This is a genomic window from Weissella muntiaci (genome assembly GCF_008107635.1).
GTDB classification, from domain to species: domain Bacteria; phylum Bacillota; class Bacilli; order Lactobacillales; family Lactobacillaceae; genus Weissella; species Weissella muntiaci.
On record NZ_SDGZ01000017.1, the window covers coordinates 18,837 to 41,955 of the forward strand.

At 39.4% G+C, this 23,119-nt stretch carries 20 protein-coding genes; 1 reads left to right on the plus strand and 19 read right to left on the minus strand.

From position 1 onward, the window contains the following. Positions 1-105 precede the first annotated feature (105 nt). The 15 genes from ESZ50_RS08160 to ESZ50_RS08230 form a co-directional block, all read right to left on the minus strand. A complete protein-coding gene (locus ESZ50_RS08160) occupies positions 106-441 on the minus strand; it encodes a hypothetical protein (RefSeq protein WP_222860803.1) in 336 nt (111 codons plus the stop codon). Between the two features lie 164 nt (positions 442-605). Further along, entirely contained in the window at positions 606-776 is a 171-nt protein-coding gene (locus ESZ50_RS08165) for a type II toxin-antitoxin system RelB/DinJ family antitoxin (protein ID WP_148623079.1), read from the minus strand. A 215-nt stretch (positions 777-991) separates the two neighbouring features. Further along, positions 992-1,585 carry a TetR/AcrR family transcriptional regulator gene (locus ESZ50_RS08170; protein WP_148623080.1) on the minus strand — a complete coding sequence of 198 codons (594 nt, stop codon included), beginning with the start codon at positions 1,583-1,585 and terminating at the stop codon, positions 992-994. Positions 1,586-1,651: 66 nt separating this feature from the next. Continuing rightward, entirely contained in the window at positions 1,652-3,193 is a 1,542-nt protein-coding gene (locus ESZ50_RS08175) for a DHA2 family efflux MFS transporter permease subunit (RefSeq protein WP_148623081.1), read from the minus strand. A 163-nt stretch (positions 3,194-3,356) separates the two neighbouring features. Next, positions 3,357-4,091 carry an alpha/beta fold hydrolase gene (locus ESZ50_RS08180; protein ID WP_246111532.1) on the minus strand — a complete coding sequence of 245 codons (735 nt, stop codon included), beginning with the start codon at positions 4,089-4,091 and terminating at the stop codon, positions 3,357-3,359. A 74-nt stretch (positions 4,092-4,165) separates the two neighbouring features. Next, complete coding sequence (locus tag ESZ50_RS08185) at positions 4,166-4,555, minus strand: MerR family transcriptional regulator (RefSeq protein WP_148623083.1); 390 nt, start codon at positions 4,553-4,555, stop codon at positions 4,166-4,168. Between the two features lie 17 nt (positions 4,556-4,572). Then, positions 4,573-5,424: an aldo/keto reductase gene (locus ESZ50_RS08190; RefSeq protein ID WP_148623084.1), complete on the minus strand. Its 852-nt coding sequence runs from the start codon at positions 5,422-5,424 to the stop codon at positions 4,573-4,575. A gap of 28 nt (positions 5,425-5,452) precedes the next feature. Then, the gene (locus tag ESZ50_RS08195; RefSeq protein ID WP_148623085.1) at positions 5,453-6,052 is read right to left on the minus strand and encodes an NAD(P)H-binding protein; all 600 of its coding nucleotides are present in this window, start codon (positions 6,050-6,052) and stop codon (positions 5,453-5,455) included. Positions 6,053-6,098: 46 nt separating this feature from the next. Continuing rightward, the gene (locus tag ESZ50_RS08200; protein WP_148623086.1) at positions 6,099-7,418 is read right to left on the minus strand and encodes an MFS transporter; all 1,320 of its coding nucleotides are present in this window, start codon (positions 7,416-7,418) and stop codon (positions 6,099-6,101) included. A gap of 342 nt (positions 7,419-7,760) precedes the next feature. Continuing rightward, positions 7,761-8,927 (minus strand): DUF2075 domain-containing protein, encoded by a 1,167-nt coding sequence (locus ESZ50_RS08205; protein ID WP_148623087.1) that lies wholly within the window; start codon positions 8,925-8,927, stop codon positions 7,761-7,763. A gap of 94 nt (positions 8,928-9,021) precedes the next feature. Then, positions 9,022-9,648, minus strand: coding sequence for a TetR/AcrR family transcriptional regulator (locus ESZ50_RS08210; RefSeq protein ID WP_148623088.1), 627 nt, complete (start codon positions 9,646-9,648; stop codon positions 9,022-9,024). A gap of 12 nt (positions 9,649-9,660) precedes the next feature. Beyond that, entirely contained in the window at positions 9,661-10,752 is a 1,092-nt protein-coding gene (locus tag ESZ50_RS08215) for an ABC transporter permease (protein ID WP_148623089.1), read from the minus strand. Next, on the minus strand, positions 10,752-11,474 hold the full coding sequence (locus ESZ50_RS08220) for an ABC transporter ATP-binding protein (protein WP_148623090.1): 723 nt from the start codon (positions 11,472-11,474) through the stop codon (positions 10,752-10,754). The genes ESZ50_RS08215 and ESZ50_RS08220 overlap by 1 nt, the downstream gene beginning before the upstream one ends. A gap of 430 nt (positions 11,475-11,904) precedes the next feature. Beyond that, a complete protein-coding gene (gene yicI / locus ESZ50_RS08225) occupies positions 11,905-14,022 on the minus strand; it encodes an alpha-xylosidase (RefSeq protein WP_148623091.1) in 2,118 nt (705 codons plus the stop codon). Between the two features lie 12 nt (positions 14,023-14,034). Continuing rightward, positions 14,035-15,432 carry a glycoside-pentoside-hexuronide (GPH):cation symporter gene (locus ESZ50_RS08230; protein ID WP_148623092.1) on the minus strand — a complete coding sequence of 466 codons (1,398 nt, stop codon included), beginning with the start codon at positions 15,430-15,432 and terminating at the stop codon, positions 14,035-14,037. A 161-nt stretch (positions 15,433-15,593) separates the two neighbouring features. Between ESZ50_RS08230 and ESZ50_RS08235 the strand changes: the two genes are divergently transcribed. Further along, complete coding sequence (locus tag ESZ50_RS08235) at positions 15,594-16,421, plus strand: helix-turn-helix transcriptional regulator (RefSeq protein WP_148623093.1); 828 nt, start codon at positions 15,594-15,596, stop codon at positions 16,419-16,421. A gap of 79 nt (positions 16,422-16,500) precedes the next feature. On the opposite strand, the gene ESZ50_RS08240 is transcribed toward ESZ50_RS08235, so the two are convergent. The 4 genes from ESZ50_RS08240 to ESZ50_RS08255 all read right to left on the minus strand — a co-directional run. Further along, positions 16,501-17,967 carry a glycosyltransferase gene (locus ESZ50_RS08240; RefSeq protein ID WP_148623094.1) on the minus strand — a complete coding sequence of 489 codons (1,467 nt, stop codon included), beginning with the start codon at positions 17,965-17,967 and terminating at the stop codon, positions 16,501-16,503. A gap of 19 nt (positions 17,968-17,986) precedes the next feature. Further along, entirely contained in the window at positions 17,987-19,501 is a 1,515-nt protein-coding gene (locus tag ESZ50_RS08245; RefSeq protein ID WP_148623095.1) for a glycosyltransferase, read from the minus strand. 13 nt (positions 19,502-19,514) lie between these two features. Beyond that, positions 19,515-21,041, minus strand: coding sequence for a glycosyltransferase (locus ESZ50_RS08250; protein WP_148623096.1), 1,527 nt, complete (start codon positions 21,039-21,041; stop codon positions 19,515-19,517). A gap of 82 nt (positions 21,042-21,123) precedes the next feature. Next, a partial coding sequence (locus tag ESZ50_RS08255) for a beta strand repeat-containing protein (RefSeq protein WP_148623097.1) occupies positions 21,124-23,119 on the minus strand: 1,996 nt, incomplete at its 5' end.

Below are 23,119 nucleotides of genomic sequence, written 5' to 3' on the forward strand. Positions count from 1 at the left end.
AATATAGCAACTTTGCTAGGTATTTAAAATACTTTCGCTAAGCTAAATGATTAAATCCACGGGCAAGCTTAACTGAGCGCTTTGTCCTTTAGAACTTAGCGTTTATTACGACTCATTTTCTGCTAAATCCTTAACATCCTTAATTACTCTACCTACATTTGGCGTCCATCCAACACCTAAGATATGCGGTGTCAATACAGGCCCCGCTGGATCCCAAACGCGTTCCTTAACCATTTCAATCGTTGGAATTCGGAAGTCATAAGGGACAATTCCAATAAAGCCATGCCATTCACGTTCTGATTCAGGCTTTTTAAGTTCCTTTGTAATCGCGACTGCTGTTAAACCTAGTGCAACTGTTGTACCTGCAATATGGACAAACTTATGCATTCGACTGCGCCGCCCATCCTGACAATTGTGACCATTGGTTGATTGTTTTTTCATTATGCTATCCTCCTTTTGATATAAATTATACAAGCCAATTATGAAGTTACCAAGATTTTTCCTGAAACTAATAATTACATATATCAGCTCAAAACGTCGCTTCCTAATACTTTTTGACAAAAAAAGAACCAGCGGCCTAAAGCCGTTGATTCTTTCAAATAACTTTACTTTGTGTTCAAGAACAAGTTATCAAATGGACTTTTACCCGTATTAGCAACTTGAGTTAGCATCATCTTAATTGCCCCTTGGGTTGTAAGTCCTTGCTGTGCAAAAGTGAGATCTGCCTTGTCCTTGATTTCACCTTCTACGCGTAATTGAATTAATTTTTCAGCCATTTTACTTCCCCCTTGACTATTTTTAATACAGAAGATTATTACACATCTTTATTAAGGAAAGCTTACACAACATGTCAAAGAATAGCAAATCCTGTATATATAATCTGTAAATTACAGCTAATATTATTTAGCTTGCATCAAACGTATTTTCAATTACCGCAATAAAAACGTCTCAACAAGGATATTCTCTGATTGAGACGTTTAATTCAACGTGGCTAAATATTCTTTAGAAAAATTGGCAATAATACTTCATCTACAAAAACACTCATTTCCGCATCAGTCATCTTATTTTTCATTAAAGTCATATTATAACGAACATAACTAAACATAATTGTTTTTGCCATATCTGAGATTTGCTCACGAACTTGTTCACCGCGCTCTTTAGCTCGTGCAAGCGCATGATCGACGGTTGCGACATCAATTGTCAGAGCCAATTCATTAATATCGTTGCGCAAGCGATCACCCTCACTAAATTCAATCAACATCGCTCGTAAAACTGGCGCTCCCATCTGCTCACCAATTAAATTAAAGCGAGTCAACATCTGTAATAGATCTTCCCGCAGTGAGTCTCCTGATAAAACGATGTCTCTGAACTTGCCGAACTTTTGATGTACACCATATCGCCAAGCATCCAAGATCAAATCAAATTGCTGCGACCACCGTCGATAGATCACCGACTTGCTGGTTCCAGCAACTTCTGCAACTCGTTGAAAGGAAAGTTTTTCTAAACCATCGGTATTAAGAATTTCCATCGTTGCTTCGAAGATCGCCGCCTCTAGCTCTTCACCACGTCGCCTTGTATTAGCCATCACGATACTCCCATTTATAATTATATATTCATTATAACAGTTCACCGATCTGTGCTAAATCGTCACTTATGCAGAATGTTTATTTGACATGAACATTGCCGGAATCGCAATCACGACCAATACAACCGAACTAACCAAAAATCCCATCTGATAACCATTTAACGTAGCAACTTTAGTCAAGTGTTCTCCGTAGCTCATAACTTGCATTTTTAGATTTGCTAAGGCCGTTGTAGTAGGCATTGTATGAGTTGCAGCCGCCTGTGTCATCAACTGATCAGACAATACCTTCGCGTGTGCTGTAACCTTAGTTGTAATATGGTTTGAAAGTACGACACCTGTCACCACGGCTGAAATCACAGCTGATCCAAAACTAGCGCCCACATTTTGAATAATTCGGTTTCCGACTGAAGCACTAGCAATGTCTGATTTTGGAAGTCCAACAAAGATTTCAGTCATCATTGGCATCTGTAATCCACCAATTCCTAACCCACGAATAAATAAAATTACTCCCAACAACCATAAATTAGTATCGGCTTGGATAAAGACAAACGGTAGTGTTCCAGCTAGCGAAACTACTAAACTAACCAAGACCACAGGGCGCGCCCCTAGCTGATCAATCAACTTGCCAAGCATCGGACGTACCAAGAACATGCCTAGACCTTGTGGTAGTAATATCAATCCAGCATTCATAACCGAAAAATCACGAATATTCTGAAAATATAATGGTAACAACAACATTGGACCATTTGAAGCAATCCCTGCTAAAAAGATTCCCGCATTTGCAGCCAAATAGCTCTTCGTCTTGAAGAAACGCATTGGGAGCACTGTGTCGCCTTTCCGCAATCGATCATAAATCGCATAAATTACAAAACTGAGCACACCAAGAGTCACAAATATCAGCATTTCGCGATTAAAGAAATGTTGTGCATTCTCTGACCCCCGCATTAATCCATAAATCAAGCCAGTTGATCCACCCGCCAATAATAAAGTCCCAAACCAATCCAACCTGCTTTTGGGATTCATCGGTTCAAAATCCTGTAAAAATTTAATATTCAGAAGCAAAGAGATAATACAGAAGAAAACGTTAATGTAGAAAATCCATTGCCAGCTCGCATATTGCACGATTGCGCCACCAATAACTGGTCCGATAATTGGCCCAATAATGATTGGCGTTGAGACAACCGCCATTAATTGGCCAATTTGATCACGTGGCGCTAATCGCATCAATAGTGTTGACATTAACAAAATCACAAAGCCAGCAGAGAACCCTTGAAATATCCGGAACAAGATAAATGTTTGTACATCCCATGCCTGTCCAGACAATAAACTAAAGATTCCAAAACTGACCGTTGCCCACTGTAGAACTTTCTTACCATTAAAATGATTTACAAAATATCCACATATCGGCACCGCGATTGCTAGTGCTAATACATAACCTGTAATCGCCCATTGAATCGTATTCAACGATGTATGCAAATCACTTTGGAGTTTATTAATTGCAATATTCACCATTGTCGAATCTAACATCGGCGCGACTGCCCCAAATGCTAAAACCCATGCTGAGGCCATCAATTCTTTTGGTAGCTTATTTTTGGCTTGCTTTGCCATAATACTTCCCTCTTTCTGAATAAGAGACCAAGAGTCTCTTAATTGATGATTATAACTCTAATCCACAAAGTTCATCCTGTCAATAAGATACTTTCAGTCCTTTATTTTAAAGGTCATTCACACGAAAAAAGGATGCCCATTATTAAAATGGATATCCTTTTAATTAATTGTTATTTTGACTAACGATCCACCGATCAATTTCTGTACTAATCTGTTTCTGCTGGTTCAAGTTACTAATATTAGCTGACTTGTCACCCTTTTGTTTACCATAGCTTCCAAAGCCACCATGGTTCCCGCCTGCAATCGAATAACTCGTAGTATTCTTAGGCAAATATTTTTTAGCTTCACGGTAGTTTTTCCAATTTAATACGCCGTCATTCGAAGCAGTTATAGACAAAACTGGTATATTTTTCTGAGCTAAACTACCCTTTTTATCTGGATAACTTGCCAGATAGATCATTCCAGCAATCTCCTTTGGATGTTTGCTAGCATAACGACTAGCAATTACTCCACCCAAGGAATGTCCAGCTAAATAAAATCGTTCGCCTTTATTTTGGCTAATAACTTTATCCGCCTGATTCGCATCTAAAATCGCTAAGGAAAAGGGGGCCTTTAGCAAATATACTCGATAACCCTGCTTTGCCAACTGCTCCGCCCAAATTCCATAACTACCAGAATCAACCAATGCTCCTGGATAAAGAATTATTGACTGCTTCTTTTTAACTTGCTTATCCTCCAATAGGTAGTAATCCGATTTACTCTGGGCTGTTGACAGTGCCAGCTGCGCGGATTTACTTGGTTGATAAATTGAGGTTTGTAACCATACCATCCCAATCCCTACGATTACAAGTAAGCCCAGCCCCAATGCCAATAGTCGTCGAATCCATTTTCTATTCATACTACTCCCCATTCAATCGTCTAAATACCCAACTCGTGACAAAAACAGATAATCTTCAAGCTTATATGTCTCTGTTACTTTTTCTCAAGTTCATGTAATTCATCTTCTGTCGCCCGCATATGATCATCATAGTGTTCAAGTTTATATTTCAAATGGTTAATTGCAAACTGAATATCATCTCGCCGTTCTTCCATTTCAGTTAATTGATCATTTAAAAGTTGCTTCTGTTGCTCGGAATTATCCTCTGCATCATCAACCAAATCGACATATTCCTTGAGTGCTTTTACAGCCATCCCCGCGGCTCGCATTTGTTTAGCAAAATTAATTCGTCGAACGATTTTTTCATCAATCTCGCGATTCCCAACATTATTCCGTTCGATCACGGGGATCAAGCCTTCCTTTTCATAATAACGGATTGTATCTGTCGAGACTCCCGTCAAAATACTAGCTTCCTTAACATTCATATGACTTCCTTTCCTCTCTACAATTCAATATGACGTTGAGCCATCCATTTAATCATCACTGGATCCTCGTGTGAGAAGAACTGACTTTCTCCAGTATCCAAAGTTTTAATTAAATCCAACTCATCCTTTGAAAGCTCAAAATCAAGTACCGCTAAGTTTTGTGCCATTCGATCTCTTTTAACGGACTTAGCCAGTGGAATTATTCCATTTTGCACTAACCATCGTAACACAATTTGAGCAACTGATTTGTGATGATCAGCCGCAATTCCCGTTAAAATGTCATTTGTAAATAAACCATGCTTGCCTTCAGCAAAAGGTGCCCACGCCTCAACTTTCACTCCATAATTCGCAAAATATTCGACTGCGACTTGATTTTGGTTAAACGGATTCACCTCAATTTGGTTGATTTCTGGTTTAATTCCCGTAAATTCAGCCAAGTTTGTTAACTGAGCAATCGAGAAGTTTGACACACCGATCGACTTGATCAATCCAGCTTCCTTGGCCTCATTCATGGCCCGCCATGACCCAAAAATATCACCATATGGTTGATGGATTAAATACAAATCCAAATAATCTAACTGTAACCTTTCAAGCGAACGTTTAAGTGCTACCTTTGTCGCATCATATCCGGTGTCTTCAACCCATAACTTTGTCGTGATAAACAACTCATTTCTTGGTACATCAACCTCCTGCAACGCCTCGCCAACAGCACGTTCATTCCCATAGCTGGCTGCCGTATCAATTAAACGGTATCCTTGCCTCACTGCATCAATTACCGCCTGTTTCGCATCGCCTTGATCAGTAACCTGAAAAACTCCAAATCCAAGTAGTGGTATGTTTGTATTTTCATTTAATGTAATTGTGCTCATTATACTTCCTCCATATTCGTTTGGTCGATTATTCCGGTCGATTAATCCCTAGCGATTGATTGGTTCCATCAATTTCTTGATTGATCACTTTTTCAACCAAATCTGCAATCGCCGCTACTGATACGTTATGCCCAGCAAAAGGCATACCCTTTCTAGTGATTTCATATTCACCGCTCCCCCTGTCAAACCAACCCGGTCGAATAACTGTGTATGTAAGTCCCGAATTCTCAACAATATCCGCGCTAATTCGATATTTCGACAATCCCGAGTTATATACAAGATTACCATTTAGACCGATCTCGGCCGGAATCTCATTATAAATTCCCATTGAACTAATAAAGATTATTCGGCCAACTCCGGCTAATCGCATGCTTTTAACCAAAGTTGTGATCATCTTGGGTAAATCACCAGCCAAGCTAGCAAAAACTAAGTCAACACCTCGCAAAGCTGCTGTTAAACTAGCTTGATCTGTAATGTCGCCGGTAATTGCCGTTTCACGTCTTTGCAAATCATTTAATTGATTTGCATGTCGCGAATAATGCACTAACTCATAGTCAGTCCGTTCTAGTAAAGTTCGCCGAACTTCACCACCAACAGTTCCGGTCGTTCCAATCATCATAATTTTCATATTTATACCCCCAAATTTAATCGTTCATACCAATACTTTGCTAAACTCATCGCTTCTCATGGACAGCAATTAATATCGCTAGGCCGATCAATAGGAAACCGCTGATAAACATCATCACAACATGATAATATGCGGTTAAATTCACAATCCTAGCAGTAAATAAAACCACCACAGACAATCCCACTGGCCCACCCAACTGATGCATTACATTGGTCATTCCAGATGCTGCGCCAGCATCTTTTGCATCAACTTGATAAATGCCTGCTGCCGTCAGTGGTGCTAATAACCAACCTTGTCCAATACCAATTAAAATCATTGGCAGGCCCATCGTGGTCCAATAGCCTAGCTGAGGGTCTGAAATCGCTGAAATCAAAACTCCCAGCAATAGAATACTTTGCCCTAATAACATAATTTTATGATTGCTGATCTTTGCAGATAATCTTGGTAAGTACAAGGCCGCAATAAAATTCACAACTGTTAATGGTAGAAAGCCCATTCCCGATTGCAACGGACTGAAATGATACATCTGTTGCATGATTTGCGGCAAAATAAACCAGTACGTTAGCATTGCCATCATAAAAATAAAACGTACAATATATGCACTCACGCGAACACGATTAATGAACAAATTCATTGGAATTAGCGGATCCTTGATTCGACGTTCGTAATATATAACCGGTACTATCAAGCCAGTAGCCAAAATAATCATCCACAGGTTACTAATGCTAATACCATAAACGAAGATTACCGATAAAATAACTGACATAACGGCACCGACGTAGTCCACACTTTTCTTAACAGTTACATTTGTTTGGACTTTAAGAACCGTCAAAATTAACAGGAATCCAGCAAATGGTACGTTAATCAGAAAGCCTGCCCGCCATGATATGGTACTCGTTAGCCAACCACCTAATAACAGCCCAAAGCTCGATCCAATTCCAGCTGTAGCACCATAGTAAGCAATCGCCCGGCTACGCATATCACCAGTATAATAATCCATTAATAATGCCAATGAAGTTGGCGCAATAATTGCAGAACCAATGCCTTGAATTGCTCGTGCCAAAATGATCATTACTGCTGAATTCGCCATTCCAACAGCTAAACTGGCGCCACCGAAAATGAGCAATCCGATTACAAAAATACGTCTTCTTCCAAGAAAGTCGCCTAAACGACCAGCTAATAACAGAAAACCACCAAAGGTGATTGTATAAGCATTCGAGATCCAAGCCAGTGTGCTCTGATTCATACCCAAATCATTTGCTATTTTAACGGTGCTTGTAAAAATAATTGAATTATCCATTAAAATCAAGAAATACGAAAATAAAATAATAAATAACACACTGCCAAATTTTGTTCTAGTTTTCATTATTCTCCTCACTAATTCTACAAAGATGAATTTTCAATATCCTTTGAAAATTATTGTGTCTGTTTTTATCAATATCGTGAGTATATGCCTTGGAGTTCACACCAAGGCAAGCTTTTTATTTAAAAAGACTAGAAATTCTGTCAACAGAACTTCTAGTCTTTTGTTTTATATCCCTTGTTGACCATGGCTAATCGATATTGAAGAGTTCGTACTGAACCCTAACACCATTTGAGCTCCATCTAAAGCAACTGCAACATACTTAATTCTTACTCATGCCGCATAAAGAATTTATTTATTATCTAAATAAAAACAGCTCACCTCATCGGCAAGCTGTTTTTTGCTTTAATCTTGTTTGTTCAGTTCCATTAATCGTTGTCGCAATGCGTCATCATAAGCGGTTAGATACAATCCGTATTTACCACGCTTCATCAATACATTTAGCACGTTTGCGATAAATTCCTGATATTCAGCCTGTGAAAATTGAATATCCTTACGCTTCTTAAAAATCTCTTTATGCGAATATTTTTCTGGGATAATCGTCATACTGTCAGTCTTTTCATCATATCCGAACGAAGGTCCGATAATCATTCCAACATAGTTCAAATCAAACCCTTGCAAAGTGTAAATTGTCCCAACTTGTGTGATCGATCCCTCACGTTTTGCCCAATGGGTTCGTTGTGGATCCCACTCATCCCAAGGTAAGCTGAATGTATCCATCTCAACATTATGACGGCCATCAATGCGTGGAAAACCTGATGTGGCAACCACACGACTCATTCCAACCTCTTTGTTCCGTAACTTAATGTTTTCAAACAATTCACCCGCAGTATCGAACATCTTAAATTCAAAATCGCTGTTATTCGGGAAGGACTTCAGCTCCTTTTGCTCAGTCAAATCATCCATCCAGGCTACTTGTTCGTCACTGGCAACCATTCGATATTGGAAGTTCATATCAAAAAGTTTGTGGGGATGCTGACCAATTGTCTTGTACAATAATTTCTCATCCCAATACATCTTTGACTGAAATACTTGGGCAAAGTCGTAAACCACTACAACTACCTTTGCCAGATCCATTAAATCAGTCAATTGGTTTTCACCACGATAATGTGCATATGGTTCAGACTTTGAATACAATAAATGAGCCTCATCGACAAAAATCACATCGTATTTCTTATGATTCTTTTGAGCATCATTAATTAGTGCCGTTGGCCGCCGGATTGAATTTACATTCAGATTAGGAATTGATTCACCCAAGTCTTGATATGCTTTATATAACTCGGGGTGATTAACGACCAGCGCTGTTTTATAGCGCTTATCAGTCATGTACTGTCGAACTAATTCCATCAAAACAACTGATTTACCAGTTCCCGCGGCCCCCTGAATAATCGCAACAGAATGTGCATTATCCCGTAGGCCTTCACCAATATATTGATTGATATTAGTGATTACACCCTTTTGATCATCTGATAGGTTATCTACAAAAAATTGTGCTTTTAATATTTCGTTCATTATTACTCTCCTAAGTTATTGATATTTTACCATATCCGAATTGACGAAAAAGCAACCAAAAGGCATATGCCTCTTAGTTGCCATCATCAATAAATTATTTTAGCGCTGCAATCATCAGATTCGCAATATGAGCTGAAACTTCATCAAGGTCATAGTTCTCAGCTGGTGAAAAACGAGTAACCCGCATAAATTCAAATAACAATTGTCCAGCAAGTAACCTAATAAAATTCTCCGGTTCTAGTTTGATTCCATTAAACATACCCTGCAATGTATCAATTGAATGTAAGAAGACCGGAATCAGCTTTTCTTTAGCCTCTGCTAGCAATTCGTCGTTAATCATGATTTCGTTCACAAAGATTGAGATCACATCGTGATTAGTATACATAAACTCCAGCCGATTTCTCACAACAAAGCGGATTAAATCCTCAAACTGTGCGTCCTTAGGTACCTGCTTTGTTATGAAATCTTGTCCATAGTTGGGAATTAGATTATTAACCAACGGTTCAATAATCGCCTTTAATAAGTCTCTTTTTGTTTTAAAATATTTGAAGATCGTCCCCTGGCTCATTTCAGACAATTCTGAAATTTGCGCTGTACTTGTACCGTCAAACCCCTGTGTAGCAAATAATTCAACGGCCGCTTTTAAAACTTTTCGCTTGCCAGGCGTCATGTCCTCATGTTCAAACCAATCGTTTAAATCTTCAAATATTCTTTCCGCCATATTACAACCCTCTTATACTTTACGATAGCGTTTCAAACCAACTATGTTACCAACTGTAAGAATTACAATAAAAATTACCAGGGCTAGAAGATCGCCCCAGATCGTTGACCAACCTGCGCCAGTCATAATAACATTCGTTAAACTCTCTCCAGCATACTTCATTGGCATAATATCGGCAATAACCTTGAGCCAATTTGCCATTCCATCCATTGAAATTAAGCCAGAGAAAAAAATTTGTGGCACAACGATGATTGGAATAAATTGCATCATTTGGAATTCCGATTTTGCAAATGTTGACATAAAGATTCCAAATGACAACGCCAAAGTCGCCAAGAGGATGTTGATTAACACTACCCAAAGTAGTGAACCTGTTACCGTTACCCCCAATACCCAGATTGTAAAGCCGACAATTACAAGCGTTTGTAGGATTGCTAGTAAGCCATAGCTCAACATGTAACCGAAAACGATATCAGAACGCTTAACTGGAGTTGCCAGTAGCCGATCCAGCGTTCCAGTTGTTCGCTCACGTAACAAGGCCATTCCAGAAATCAAGAACACAAACAAGAATACAAAGAAGCCCATCAAAATTGGCAAGATTTTGTCAAAGTACGTTGTATCTTGATCGCCATAATTGTAAACACTATGCACCTTTGGCTGTGTTTGTGCTTGTGGTTGAATACCCGCGCGTGCTTGCAATGTTGCCAAAGCATTTGACATATTATTTACGTTAACCTTAACCTGTGCGGCTGAGAAAGCTGCTTTAACCAAAGCTGTCTTTGAAGCATCAACATTCGCATATGTAATTGTGAAATCACTACCATCATAATAAACAACTGCATCCAGTTTCTGGTCATCCAACGCCTTTTGAGCCTGTTTGTTGGTAGAATAGTTATCTATTTCCAAGTTGCCTGTCTTATTCATTGCGTTTTTTAGAGACTGCACAACATTCACTGTTCCAACATTCACTGACACGTCAGTACTTGAATTGAAAATAACTTTCATCAAAGAAAGTACCAATAATGGTGCCAAAAACATTAGTGCTAATGTCCGCTTGTCACGGAATAGTTCTTTTAAAACTCGAATTGCTATCGACCATACACGCATTATAATTCCCCCTCAGCTTTCAAAAAGACATCTTCAATACTCGTTACCTGATAAGCGCTCTCAAGTGCTTTTGGACTATCATTTGCAATCAACCGGCCACCTAATAATAGTGCCACACGATCGACAAGCTCAGCTTCATCCATCACATGCGTTGTGACAAGAATAGTATGCCCTTGATCACGCATTGCCTGTAGTTCAGTCCAAATCTGACGTCGAAGCGCCGGATCAATTCCAACGGTTGGTTCATCTAGGATCAGCAATTTAGGATTTCCTAAAAATGCAATCGCCAATGAAAGTCGCCGTTTCATACCGCCTGAATATCCAACAACGTATTTATCTAAATCGGCTGTTAAATCAACAATCTTGGCTACCCGTTCGATTTCCTCAGATAGAACATCCTTCTTAATACCTTTCATTTCGGCAAAAAATTGTAAGTTCTCCTTAGCTGTTAATTGTTCGTACAACGCATCTGACTGCGCCATGTACCCCATTCGACCAAGAACCTCTCGATCAGGCATCTTAACGCCAAAAACGGTGGCCACTCCTTCATCTGAGACTTCCATTCCTAAAGCGATCTTGATAATTGTTGACTTACCGGCTCCCGATGGTCCAATCAACCCAACAATTTCACCTTGCGAAACTGAGAAAGAAACATTATCCAAAACCGTTTGGGTTCCAAATCTTTTATCAATATCGGTCAACTTAATTATGTCGTTGCTCATTACAATATCCCCATTTCATTTTTTTAAATTGAAGTTCGGTGTTTCGTGCGGTTCTTTCTACCAGTTTAACGGTTAATTTCAATTTAGTGAGTGATTACTCACTCGATAAAGTAATTTTATGTCTTTACCTTCTACATGTCAACTTTTTCTCTCTCTGATTTTTACAACTTTCTTTTTTAACGTCCACAATTGCTTTAAGCTGGCTACGCAAAAAAACGACTACCTACTAGGGGTAATCGTTCTTTGCAATCAATATTTTCTAATTCCTTATTCTATCTAAGCAATCATAATCCCGTTAAAAGCAATCCCAACAAAACATTCATAGAGTGTCTTTCCCATACTTTGTTCGAAACCATTAATAACTCTTTCCACCTGATGACCTATAAGGTAGCAGTCCATAATGCAAGTTGATTCCGGATCAATTCAAAATCTAAATCCGCCTAAACAAAGGTAAGCTATGGAAGTCATAATTCTCGGCAAACCACTTTCCACCCTGCGCAACTGTAACAACTCGATGATCAATTACATGCTCCCATGTTCCGGCAGGCAAGTAATAATCAACATCACCATTCTCAGTCATAACCGGAGCAACCATAATCTCGCTACCAAGCATATATTGTCGATCAAGTGGCGCACAATTAGGATCATCTGGGAATTCAAGATACATTGGTCGCATCAATGAGATTCCTTCAGCAACTGCTTGCTTTGCTTCTGCATAAATATAGGGCATCAGTTTTTGCTTCAGTTTAGCGAATTCACGTGTAACCGCCACTGCTTCCTCATCAAACAACCACGGAACCCGATATTCAATGTTTCCGTGATAACGTGAATGAGATGATAATAGACCAAACTGCGTCCAACGCTTATAAATCGACGCTGATGCATTTTCTTCAAATCCGCCGATATCATGACTCCAGAAGGTGAATCCTGAAGACAAAAAGCTAAGTCCGCCTCGTAAACTGTCGGCCATTGAATGGAACTGGGACAAATTATCACCACCCCAATGGATTGGAAATTTTTGTCCGCCAACTGTTGCTGACCTTGAAAAGACCACTGCGTCATCAGCACCTTTTTCAGCAATTAAAACATCATAAACGGCCTCATTGTAACGGTGCGTATAATAATTGTGTTCTCCTTCAGGATTATTACCATTAAAGAAAACAGCATCATGCATTGGAATTCGTTCACCAAAATCAGTCTTGAAACAATCAACACCCATATCAAGCAGATGCTTCAAGTAGTCTTGATACCACTTAACAGCCGCTGGATTTGTAAAATCTACAAAGGCATTTCCTGGTTGCCATAAATCCCACTGCCAAACGTTACCGTCGCCCTGCTTTATGAAGTACCCATGCTCTTTACCAATCTTGAAGAGTGGTGATTTTTGTGAGATATAGGGATTAATCCAAACACATACTTTTAAGCCACGGTCGTGTAATCGTTTTAACATGCCTGCCGGATCGGGGAATTGAGCTTGGTCCCATTCAAAATTAGTCCACTCAAAACCTTTCATCCAAAAACAATCAAAATGGAAAACCGATAGTGGAATGTCACGCTCAGCCATTCCATCAATGAATGACATTACGGTCTTCTCTGAATAATCCGTTGTGAATGACGTTGATAACCATAAACCGAAAGTCCACTCCGGTGGCAATGTTGACCCACCTGTTAGCTTATTAAACTTGCCAATCACTGATTTTGGCGTATCACCAGAGATAATGAAATAGGACAAGTCCTCACCTCTTTTAGAGAACGAAACCCGATCAACAACTTCACTTGCAACTTCAAAACTAACCGGCTTGCTTTCGTTCACAAAGACTCCATAATACGTACCAGGTTGGTCTCCCACACCCGCTTTGCCTGCCAAATAGAATGGAATTGACTTATAGGTTTGCTCAGAACCAGTCCCACCATCTCGATTAATAATATCGATCGTCTGACCATTCTTAACAAACGTTCCAAATTGCTCACCGAAGCCATAGACATTAGTTCCAGGCAACAGGCTCAACTGCTCACGCATATAGTGATCAGCACGTCGCACCATACCTTGTGGCATCATTGATTGTGCACCTGTGACCGAATTTGCGTGCATCACTTCGCCTAACTTTTGACCACTTAGGTCAGCAATTGACGCTTGTGCTTTAATTTGTGAACCAGTAATCCGTTTGTCACGATATAGAACGTCCATGTTGAACGCATCATGCAACGTAAAATTAAGAGTTAAATCCCCAGAAATATAACTGGCCTGTTGCTGGTCGATCTGAGTTTGTACTTGTGTTGGTGCGGTTGTCAGTTTATATAATGGTACTCGATCATCTTGGTCAAAATGCATTAACTTAACACCAATGACGCCCTCCATTGGTGAACTCAGAGTAATCGTTGAATTCCCGATATCCAACATATTGCTACGTGATTGTAATCTCTGATAACTTGCATACACCGTCATTTTTGTTTGATCAGTTGGATCAACAACAGCTTCATAAGCTTCTAGTGGTGAGTTAATAATATATTGCTCACGACCTAGCCAATATCCATTAGAAAATTTCATAATCCCTCCAAATTAAGCTTGTAATTCTGCAGCATGCTTGGCCTTTAAGTCCTTTAGCATCTTCGACTCAAGCTTATCTACATCATTAAACAATAGCGCCACTGCTGATGCAGCGTACCCAATAAATGGAATCCAAATGAATCCCATACTAATTGCGTTTAATGCACCGGATCCCTGTGCAGCTGTACCAGCAACATAATGTCCGGCTGCCAAAACAGCGGCTAAAATCATTGATCCAAGTCCCATGCCTAGCTTGGCCGAGAATGATGAGAACGAAGTTACAAATCCTTCCGCACGTACACCATTCTTCCACTCACCAAAATCAACGGAATCAGATAACATTACGGCAATTAGCGCACCAGTTAATCCGTAAGAAATATAGTACAAAACGATTCCCGCCAAAATAATTGGAACCGAGTCGCCCATACGATCTGCCAGATACAAAATTAACTGTGAGATTGCTGTCCCAGTCATTCCTAAGAGCATGGTATTCCGCTTTCCAATCCACTTTGAGCACATTGGAATTAGCGCGGTCGATAAGACGGTAATAATTGTCCCTGCCAAAACTAATGAACCTAAGGCTTCATTGTGCAGATTATATTTAAAATAATAAGGTAATGCTGATGCTCGAACAGCAAATCCACCCCAATAAATGAAGTTTATGAAAATGATAATCGCCCATGGGTAATTTCCCTTGAGCGCCTTGATTGACTCACGCATTGGAATTGCACGCTGTGAATCACGCGTTACAACCCTTTCACGGGTTCCAGAAAAGGCCGTCAATAATGCCGCCACTGTAATAACTGCCAGGATAACCGCCCAAATAAACCAACCAATTGGTGATGTTGAAGGATCCTTAGTATGCTGATCAAACATTCCGGCAAACAAGATTACAGCCGGTAATGTCAATGGTAAAAAGATTGCAGCTCCAAAATTACCAAACAATTGCCGCACCGTCGATAAAGTTATCCGTTCAGAAGGGCTCGATGTCAATGTTGGTAAAATCGAGGTTACAGGAATATTAATTCCTGAATATAGAACTTTCGCCCCAATATATGCGATATAAATCCAAATGATTTTACCAGTTTGCGACAGTGGCACATCTGTAAATGCCATTACACAAAATAGTCCAAAAGGAATCGAGAACCACAGCCAATATGGTCGCGACTTTCCCCAACGTGTTTGCGTCCGATCAATAAACTGACCCCAGATTAATCCATCAAAGGAATCAATAATTGCAGAAATTGCGAACAAACCAGTAACGGCCGCCGCCGCAATTCCCATCGTATCTGTAGCAAATACTAAGAAATAAGTTCCCACAATCTGGAAAATCGTATTACAACCAAAATCACTCATGGCATACGAAATCCGCTGACCCCAGGGAACCTGATGATTATTTTCAACGTCCATGCGTCTTCTCCTTTAAAAATTTACACATAACAACTTGCTTATCAACATAAATCATGATAATTTGTATGCGCTTACATTCAAAGGTTTTTCATTGATACTGTAACAAATCGAAAATGAATAGGTAAGAAATTGAAGTTTTTTAGAAACAGGAACCTCTAACAATGGATAAAAATAATCACGAATTTATACGCTCGAATTATGATGTTTTAATACGTTTTTTTAAGTCTGAAACAGACCATTCAGGCTTATTACCACTTCATTGGCATCAAAGCATTGAAATTATCTATGTATTAACTGGCACAGTTACCTTTACAGTTGATTCACGAACTTTCACCGTTAATCCGCATGAGATTTTCATCATTCCCTCGAATGTGATTCATTCAGACACCCATACTCAGAATCAAGCTTATGTTATTCAAATCCCACTTAAGTTTTTCCACAACCTAGGCATCAACGCTGAAAACTGGGAGATTGATTTTCAAAAATTAAAGCATACCAACGATCTTAGCTTTTTCACTCACTTCGATCATCTGTATCAAATTTATCAGGCAAAGGCAACCGGCTATGTTCTGGCCTTTTATGCAATTCTTCTGATACTAATTCAACAACTTTATGTGCAAAATATTATTACCGACAAGGAAACGATAACTGTTAATAATGCTCAATTAATTGAGTTAATTAAATTTATTAACGTTCACTTTATGGAAAAAATCACTGTCAACACTTTAGCTGAACGCTTTGGCTATAATCCTAATTATCTAAGTCGAAAATTTAAACTTGAAACAGGTCATACATTAATCAGCTATTTGTACAGCCTGCGTCTCAAACAAGCCTATCAACTTTTGGTTGATAGCAACGATTCCATCCAATCAATCTTTAAAAGTGTTGGCCTTTCTAACAATCAAACCACCTACCAATATTTCAAAAAAATCTATGGCACTAGTCCGCTCAACATTAGAAATTCTCAACATAAAGATACTTTGCAATAGTTACGAGCAAGCGGATTTTCATTTTGATTCGCTAAAAAAGGTACTAAACAATAATATTGTTTAGTACCTCTCTTTACTTTCATCTTTCAATCAGGCTTTCACTTTCAAGAAAACCCCGCCATTTCCTTGCGGTCGCCTGCACACCGAAAAATTCAATTGATCGTTCTTGGCCCAATCGCCGTTGACGGTCAAATTCCGCTGAATTGTCCAACAGGAATGCGATTCCGTCCGCTAAGGCATCAACGTTTCCAGACTCAACCAGCACGCCACTATCCAACTGTTCATGTATGTAAGATGGCCCATACTTCACGTCATAGGCCACTGTTGGAATACCATGCGCGGCTGCTTCCAACATCGACATATTAAAGCCCTCATATTCACTAGTGAGTACAAAGACATCCGCATCAGCAAAAAGCCGGTCTTTATCTTCTTGATATGGTAGCAAAAAGACATTTTCCTCGACTTGTAATTGCTTGATCAATGCCAATAATTCATCGTTATATTGACCATCAGTAACATAGCCATATATCCGTAGTTTAACATCCGGATATTTAGTAACCAATTTAGCAACCGCATAAATTGCATCTTGCAGGCGCTTCTCACGTGAGATTCTTGATGCGTAAATTAAGTTATGTGCTCCGCCCGGGTTTGCTGATAAAGGTAGTTTCTCTTGCTTTACCTGAGCAACCGGAATTGCAAAGGTCTTAATTCCAGTTCGATCCTGATAATCTTTTGCCTGTTGTGGGGTTGATGCAATATACCCTCGCCAACGCTCCCTATGGTCAAATTCCAATTTGCGCACGTCATTTAGTGGTGAATTTAATGGGTCGTTTCGATCTCTGGTATGCGCACTATGTAGAACCACATAAGCTGGTACGGATTTATTTTGCATATCCAGCACAATTGCTGTTGCATATTCAGCGCGATCAACATACAAAACCGCCGCCTGATCCCGGCTAGTTAAATGATCCAACCACGCTACTTTGATCTCATGCCAGTTATAGTAGACGTTCTTTTTTCCAACTGCATACTGTGGGTTGTCAGGCGTAACAATCAATAAGCCACCAATTTCGTACAACACGACTTTTCCAGCCGGATTATACCAGCTTCTTTTTTCGATATTTGAGCCATTGAACTCTAGTCGCAACGAAAGAAAACCACGAATATCCCAATGGTCCTCGACGACTAATTGATCTTCTGAATTAAAATATCGAACTAGACTAAGCTTATTTTGGCTTAAAACATAATCAGGGGTTGTCCGCTGACCATAATATTCAAACTTAGTCTTTAAACCATTAAATTCATTTACGAACGGGTAATCCCTAACTGCCCCAGCCAAAGCACTCTGCCAGTAATCAAACATGTTTAATGATACGTCACGATTAATTCCATGGCGAAACAAAAAACGATTTAACTCAGGCGTGTAATCAAAGGTCACAATTTTCGACTCAACCTTCAACTCCGTGAACATCTGCCAACGATAGAACTGTGCATGCTCAATTCCAGATAGATTATATTCAAACTTATTGGTTAAAAAATAATGCATATTAACTTCCACTCAACTCTTAGATTTTCTCTAGCAGAGCTTTCCAACGCTCAGCGCTGGCTTTCAAATCAAACGCTCTCATCGCATCAACACCAAAGCGTGCAAAATCAACACGTTTTTCATCATCTGCCAATAATTCTAAACTCTTACTTGCCATTGCTTGGTAATCACCCTGTTCAACAATATAACCATCTTGGTTATCCGTGACGACTTCACTTGGACCATACTTAGTATCATATGATACAACTGGAACACCATATGTGAATGCCTCATTAATTACCATGCCCCAACCTTCGTTCCGACTTGTTAACAATAATAATTGTGCATTCTGATAAATTTCATCTTTTGAGAGAGTATAAGCTTTAAAGATAACACTGCCTTCTAACCCTAAATCTCTAACCTGGTCTTGCAAACGCTCATTCAGCTTAATATCCAAGATATAGCCATAGACATACAACTTCAACGTTGAACGCTGATCGCGCATGATTTTGAATGCCTTTAATGCATCAGAGATATTCTTTTGTTCTTCAATTCGAGCAACTAAAATTATCTTGTCAGGGTCGCGCTGTTCAAATGGTAATACGGTTGGCATTTCATCATTTAAAGCCACCGAAATATTGTGAACTGGGATGCTTGCTGGTAAGCGTTTTTCCAAGTCGACTGCAGCAGCCCGAGTTGGAACCAAGTAACCATTCAGTTGTCCAGAATTAATTTCATTTTCCATTACTGGCACTAATGGTCCTTCTGGCGAATAATCAGTTGTGAATGTGTTATGCCAAAACTCGTACTTCTTCACCGTATTTTTCATTAGGAACAACGGCTTATCAACAAGATATGATCGGTCAGCGATGAAAGTCGACTGCTCACCATTTACAATACTAATCTGATCATAGAAGTAAGCTGCCAAATGGTCTAGATCAGAAAACATCATCTCCACGTCATTCTGCTTCAAAATCAATAATGTATTACCAATCTCACCATTGGCTTGCTCATGATAGTAGGAATTAATAACTTCATTACCGGCAATATCATACATAACTTCGTGAGCGACCCCGCCATCTTGTCCAAAAAAGGTCGCAATTGAAAGGAATCCTCGTGTATCAAATCCATCACGGCGAACAAGGTTGCCATTTCGGTCAAACCACTCAATACTGGTTGCAAGATTGCCATTTCGATTGATTCTGGCCTTTAGTTGCCGTTGTCTGTCTAAGAAACTTACCGCTCGATCATTTGCTTGTACATCTAATTCGCCATCGTGTTCTTCAATCAAACGTGCTGTGATTTGCTCAACATCGTTTTGCATTTCAAAATCTGTAGGCAAACTTACCGCATTCTGAAAGAAATCAAACATACTTAGCATGTCCGACTCTGGAATTGACCAATGTTTCATATTTTCATGTAGTTGACGATTAAAATGAAAAGTTACAATTTTGGCTGGAACATCCATTTCCCTAAAGATCTTGAGCCGGTTAATCATTGCTATCTCAAGTCCCGCCAATTTATCATTAATCGTGTGTGTTAAAAAATAGTACATCGTATTTCCTTCTCTAATTCAATAATTCAAGCCATTGTTGTGCCATTTGGTTCTTATTATAGAAACTTGCTTTCAGTTGACTTTCCTTACCAAGTTTTTCTAATGTGAATTGACTCTTTAATAACTCAACTGTTCGTTTTGCGAAATCATCAAGATTATTATTCTCAATTAAATAACCATTTTTCGCTTGATCAATCAATTCTGCTGGACCATATTTGATATCAAATGCAACTACCGGCACACCATGACTCATCGCCTCTAGTTGCGCCATATTGAAGCCTTCATACAAACTCAGCATCCAAAACAACTGAGCATTCTCGTAGATCTCGTTCAAATCATTTTGATATGGATGAATCATAATATTTGCTTGCAGATTTAAGTCTGCAATCTGTTGTTCAAGTTTTTGACGATTGCCATTTTGGTTATAGCCATAAATATGCCACTTAGCCTGTGGCACTCTTTTAACGACCTTTGCAAAGATTTCAACACCTAAATCAAGTCGCTTTTCTTCAGAAAGCCTTGCAACCGTTATAATTTCGTACTTATGCCGGCGACTAAACTTATTGAATTCCATCGTACGCTCATCGATCAAAGCTGAGTTAATTTTAAAAACTGGTATCTTACCTTCAACCACACGTTGCAAATCTTCCACTTCCGCACTGGTAGCCGCAATCAGTCCGTCAATTTTATCGGCTGCTTTGATTTCATCAAGTAATGTGTCAAAAGGCTTGGTCGTCAACGGATCCTTACCATTTGGCACAAAGGTACTATGCCAATAAGCATACATTTTCCTTGCCGTCCGCATGTTCAGCAGCCCTTGATCCGTTTTAAAAGCTCGATCTGAAATGAATATATTTTCTTCCTGATTTGATTTGTTCAATAGGTCAAAGAAATAACCTTCTAGTTCTGCTTTTTGGCTAAAACTATGCTTAATCGTTCCGTGCCCATCACTAACAAACCACTGTGTGGCGTTAATTGCCCCATTCGGTTCACGTTTATAGACAGATTCTACTACTGGTTGACCGGCTAAATTAAAATTGATTTCTCTGGCAACGCCACCACGCTGTCCGTAAATATCCGACATACTCTTGAATCCGCGAATATCATAGTAATCGGTTTTAATTTTATAGCCATTACCATCAAAAAATTCGACATAATTTATTTGTAAATCAAAAACTGGGTTATTCATTAAATAAATCTTTTTTGTTGTAACGTTACCAATGCCAATGGTCCACATTACTTCATTTTGATCAAGAATCGCCTCATTCTCAGCAATAAGCTGAGTTGCTGGAATCTGATACGCATAATCCTCTAATGTCGTTACCGAAACGCCTTGTAGAAAATCGTACATATTGATGAATTCTGCCGGATCAATACCATTCTTCTTTAATGAACGCGTTAAAAACCGATTATACGCCAATGAAACAATCTTATTCGGCGTCACTGTCTTTTCGCGTAAGGCACTCATTCTCTTAAGCTGTGCATGTTCAATACCAGATAATTGATCCGCATAATCGTAAGTTACAAAGTAGTTTGCCATTTAAGTTATCCTGCTTCCAATATTTTATTGTATTATGTATGACGCTGGATTTCCCAGCGCCGTTTAAGATTAGTATTTCATCTTAATTTTCTTTTTTCTTGCCAGCTGCTGCCAAGGTTCCTAGACCGAGTAACATTAACCCGGCAATTGAAACCAAACTCTCTGATGCATAACCAGTTTCAGGGAGTGTATTTGCCGAATCATCCATGTTTCTATGAATAGATCCCGAATTTCCACCATTACCATCTAATCCCAAGTTAGTTCCAGAACCATTCCCGCTTTCTGAAACCACTGGTTTTGCTAGAACGGTTATATTAGCCGTAGCCCAAACCTCATCACCTAGTATACCTGAAGAATTCAAATTCATCATCTTTAATAGGTCTTCTTTTTGTGCATTCGTTAAGCTCAAACTTCCCCACATATAAGTAATTGTATACTTTCCGGGAACATTCAAATCGCCTGAAAGAATATATTGAATTACATTTGCTGGAATATCATCACTGAAGTAACCAAATGAAGTCCGATCAACAAAAGTGATCTTATTTGCTGTCAAATAATTACCGTGGTCATCCTTCAAACTCACAAAATTATCGCTTGGATTCCAAGTACCAGCAGTAACTGTTGAATCATGGACTTCCAACTCTGGGCTTGATAGGTTATCACCCTTCAAGTTGTTTCCAACATTACCACTACCGGTGTTATTGTCACCAATATTATTATCACCAGTGTTGTTATTTCCAACGTTACTGTTTCCGGTATTGTTGTCACCTGAGTTATCGGTTCCTACATTACTGTTTCCGATGTTATTGTCTCCAGAATTGTCCGATCCCACATTACTGTTTCCAGTGTTATTATCCCCGAAGTTGTCTGAACCCACGTTACTGTTTCCAGTATTGTTGTCTCCCGAGTTGTCTGAGCCTACATTACTGTTCCCTGTATTATTGTCGCCGGAGTTGTCTGAACCAGTATTACTGTTCCCTGTATTATTATCTCCAGAGTTGTCTGAGCCTGTATTACTGTTCCCAGTATTATTGTCGCCAGAGTTGTCTGAGCCTACATTACTGTTCCCTGTATTGTTATCTCCAGAATTGTCTGAGCCTGTATTACTGTTCCCGGTATTGTTATCTCCAGAATTGTCTGAGCCTACATTGCTGTTCCCGGTATTGTTATCCCCAGAGTTGTTTGAGCCCGTATTATTATCACCAGAATTATCGGTTCCAGTGTTACTGTTCCCTGTATTGTTGTCCCCAGAATTATCTGAACCCGTATTACTGTTTCCAGTATTGTTGTCTCCCGAGTTGTCTGAGCCTGTATTGCTGTTTCCAGTATTGTTGTCTCCCGAGTTGTCTGAGCCTGTATTGTTATTCCCAGAGTTATTTGAGCCTGTATTGCTGTTTCCAGTATTGCTGTCGCCGGAGTTGTCTGAGCCGGTATTACTGTTTCCAGTATTATTATCCCCAGAATTGTCTGAGCCCGTATTGCTGTTTCCAGTATTGCTATCCCCAGAGTTGTCTGAGCCTACATTACTGTTTCCAGTATTGTTATCCCCGGAATTATCTGAACCCGTGTTACTGTTTCCAGTATTATTATCACCAGAATTATCGGTTCCAGTGTTACTGTTTCCAGTATTGTTATCTCCAGAGTTGTCCGAGCCCGTATTGCTGTTTCCAGTATTGCTGTCTCCCGAGTTATCTGACCCTACATTACTATTTCCAGTATTATTATCACCAGAATTATCGGTTCCAGTGTTACTGTTTCCAGTATTATTATCTCCAGAATTATCGGTTCCAGTGTTACTGTTTCCAGTGTTGTTATCTCCAGAGTTGTCCGAGCCCGTATTGCTATTTCCAGTATTGCTGTCTCCCGAGTTATCTGATCCTACATTACTATTTCCAGTATTATTATCACCAGAATTATCGGTTCCAGTATTACTGTTTCCAGTATTGTTGTCGCCAGAATTGTCTGAACCCGTATTACTGTTTCCAGTATTGTTGTCTCCCGAGTTGTCTGAGCCGGTATTGCTGTTTCCAGTATTGCTGTCTCCCGAGTTATCTGATCCTACATTACTATTTCCAGTA